Consider the following 2,454-nt stretch of genomic DNA (forward strand, 5'->3'; position numbering starts at 1 on the left):
CAGGCGCGCCCGGCGATGGTCAGCGTTTACGCGTAGGCCGTGCAGTCGGCGCGGCGGAGGCAGGCGTGGCACTCCAGCGTGTCCACGTCGTGGCCGAGTTCCGGGCATTCGATGAGTTCCGGGCGGTAGCGCAGCACAGGCGACGGCGTAGGCACTGCGGCGTTTACCTCGACTTCCGTTCGCGGCCTCTCTTCCTCGCGGACGGCAGGGGCGGAGGTCGCATCGTCCTGCATGCTTTTCCGGTCTCCAACCGGGGGCGTTTCCTGCGGATTTTCTTCGGGCTCCTTTTCGCCTCCGCCGGAAGTCTCCGCTGCGGCCGGGGCGGCATCCGGCGTCTCGCCTGCCTGTGCGCTGTTCTCCTCTTCGTTGGCCGCAGCCGCGGCGCTGATCTCTGCTTCTTCGTTTTTCCCCGCGGCGTTCTTTTCGTTTTCCGGCGCGGAGCGGCGGCGAGCCTTCTTTGCTGTCGCAGACTCGTGTTCTTTTTTCGCTTCGACAGCGACGGGACGCGCTTCGCCTTCACTGGGAGCCTCGGGCAGGGCGCTGCTCGCGCTGTCTGCGGAGCGGCGGGGTCTGCCGCGCTTTTTGGCGGAGCCGACGGGGGTATCTTCAACCTTTACTTCACCCGCCATTTCTCTGATCGGCGCTTTGCGGGAAGTGCGCTTTTGCGAAGGCGCTTCGCCTGGAGCTTCTTCGTTCCGGCGGCAGAGGTCGGGTTCTTCGGATGTCGGCGCGGCTTCGCACGGCGCGGGCGCTTCGCCTCCGGCAGCCGGATCGGGCGTGGTGTCGTCCGTGGGCACGACGCTCGGTTCCGAGAGCGCGGCGCGGCAGCGCTCCAGCGCTTCGGCCATGAGCGGCGCTGGGAGCACGTCGAGCAGCGCGGCCAGGAGAAAGGCGTTTTCCTGCCCGTCGGCGCGGCGGGCGCGGAAACGGCGCACGGCCTGCACGTTGGTTTCCAGATCGCAGGCAAAGGCCTCCTGTTCGCAGATGTGCGCCTCGCAGGCTCGCTCGCGCAGACCGAAGGTCAGGTTGCCCCAGAGGCGCGCGGCGGTTTCGGCGAGCGTGAGGGTAGGGGCGTCGCAACACAGGGCGAACACGGCAAAATGCGGATCCGAGCACAGAGACAGCAGGCGATGCCGCACCAGACGTTCATCGCGGGGCAGGGATGCGGCGGCGAGCAGGGCGCTTCGGGATTCCGCCACGGCGCGGGCCTGCGCCGCGGAATACGGATGATGCCGGGGCAGATCCGAAACTTGGGAAAGATCGTGAAACGTGGTCATGACTGAGCTCCTTGAATGAGGTGACGAGTGATGTGATCGAGCCCCGACGGCCCGCGGCCTACGGAACGACGGAGAGCAGGCGGGCTCCCGCGCCATGCACGCCGACGGGCAGGATTTTGCGTCGGGCGGGCACATGGGAGCAGGAGTAGAAATAGGGGCACCAGCGCGGGGAACAGATCCAGCTTTCGGGCGGGGCGGGCGGAAAGATGCCGGCGTCGATGGCGTTCAGCATGAAGCGGAACGCGCGGATCACGGCGAGCAGGTCGCCCGGAGCGCGGGAGGTTTCGATGCGCTGGAGGACGGGCGTTCTGGAGCTGACGAGCACGTCGCAGATGAGGGAAACGGGGGCGGCGCCTGAACGTTGCCGAAGGGCTTCGCGGCGGAGCGCGGGATCGGGCGAGGCATGGGCGCGATCGGGATTCCAGCGCTTGGAGGCGGTGGCGATGTGATGCGCCTCGCCGTTGCGGTTGAGGCAGTGGAGGTCCACGGCCACGGGCATGGGGAGGCCGAGGTCGAGCGGAACGCGTTCATCGGCGAGCACGGGATCGAGCTGGGGAACGAGTTCGGCGCGGAAGAGGGCGACGAGGGCGAGCGCGGCGTTTTTGGCTTCGGCGAGGGAGGCGCGGACTGAGGACAGTTCTTCAGGCGCAACATACACGCCTTCGGCTGCGCGACGGTTGAAGGCGTCGGCGGCAAGATCGGCGAGTTCTTCGGGCGTGGGGAAGGCATCGGCATCGAGCTTGCGGCGCAGGGCGGCGAGGGCGATCTCGCGGACGGTGCGGCCGATGAGCACGGGAATCGCCGGGGGCGCGAAGTCTTCCTCAAGAAAGCGGCGACGCCACTGTTCGGCGCAGCGCTGGAACATGACGAGCTGGGACGCGGAAAGATGATCGGTCACGAGAAGCCTCCTTGACGGTTGAAAACGACGGACAAGGCGCGCGGAAGACGTGCTTGTTCCGGCGTCTGTGGAGAATTTATACAAATGCAGATTACAAGTCAATAAGAAATTCTACATTTGTAAATAACGCAGAAAAGAAATACCGCCGTGGGAGCGACAGGGGAAGCGATGGGGAAAACTGTGGGAGGGGAGGGCGCGCACGATGGGGAGCGCCGGAGAAAGCGGGGATCAGCGCGTGGGGCGGGCTGAGGGGCGAGCGTGTCGCAAAAGGAGCGCGAG

2 protein-coding genes are annotated in these 2,454 nt (G+C 66.5%); both read right to left on the bottom strand.

Annotation, left to right across the window (positions count from 1 at the left end; all coding sequences use genetic code 11):
• Nucleotides 1-26: 26 nt before the first annotated feature.
• Entirely contained in the window at nt 27-1,277 is a 1,251-nt protein-coding gene (locus tag ACZM96_RS10600; protein WP_489489023.1) for a hypothetical protein, read from the bottom strand.
• 58 nt (nt 1,278-1,335) lie between these two features.
• Nucleotides 1,336-2,175: a hypothetical protein gene (locus ACZM96_RS10605; protein ID WP_489489024.1), complete on the bottom strand. Its 840-nt coding sequence runs from the start codon at nt 2,173-2,175 to the stop codon at nt 1,336-1,338.
• Between the last annotated feature and the right edge of the window lie 279 nt (nt 2,176-2,454).

This window comes from Mailhella sp. (genome assembly GCF_057866825.1).